Genomic DNA, 929 nt, shown 5'->3' with positions numbered 1-929 from the left:
AACGCAGCCGCTACAGCATGTATAGCTATTAGGTACATGGCTAGATTTTTTTGTTTGCCGAAAAGTAGAATTAGACCCGTTAAGATACAAGCAAAAATTGAAACCAAAGTAAAAATGAATAGCCAGCTACCTGACTCGCTTGGAGACAACGCGTATTTGGCAGATGATATTGCAAGCTGAACAGAATCTAGGCAGTCAGGCCGAGCAGAAAATAGAAACACCCACCATATGGCTATAAGAGCCACTGCACCTAACAAGCTTAATGTTCCTGCGATTTTGCTACCCATTGCGATCTCTTAGTGCATAACAGTTAATTCTACGTACCCGATACGGGTATCACTTTTCAATTAGGTTAACACCTTCGGAAGGATCAATTCATTAATAATCATAGACTTATGAGACTTCCGTTTTTTCAAATTGCGCACACTCTTTAGCAAATGCGTACTGAATACGCATTTGCTAATTCATTACCTCCTTAAAATCAGAGCTTTATAAGAGTAAGCAGTGATACCCGCCGCTCGCGCGGTTATCACAGCCGACCTGTAGATATAATTTGAACCTACACAACTCGACCTCTCGAAGCAGGTGCGATCAAAGCGTTAAGGTCTGCAATCTTCTTCGAAGCGGGCATGGTGAACTGCGAAGCACTAACAGCGGCTTTTGTCTATTTGCGAATGGAAAACCAATGTCCGCTTTTCATTCTTATGGGTCTATTCTGACAGGCTTTGAAAATACCTGATACAAAATAGCGGACGAAAATCGGCTCTATTAAACTGTCTGAAAGTTTTTGATTCTATTAAGTTATAGCTCTGTACTTTCAGCTCTCATGAATTTGATACTTTTGATAGATGCAAATAAAAGAATAACCAAAGAAATGTCTAGAAAACTAAAATCAGGCAGAGATCGGTCAAGCAAGGCAAAAAGTAAAT

1 protein-coding gene is annotated in these 929 nt (G+C 40.0%); it reads right to left on the bottom strand.

Annotation, left to right across the window (positions count from 1 at the left end; all coding sequences use genetic code 11):
- Positions 1 to 287 (bottom strand): hypothetical protein (locus tag A3739_RS30835; protein ID WP_231877062.1); only part of this gene is annotated, 287 nt, incomplete at its 3' end.
- Positions 288 to 929 lie beyond the last annotated feature (642 nt).

Source organism: Oleiphilus sp. HI0067 (genome assembly GCF_001635735.1).
The sequence above is the reverse complement of the archived record's forward strand: the minus strand, read 5'-3'. Positions and strand labels throughout refer to the sequence as shown.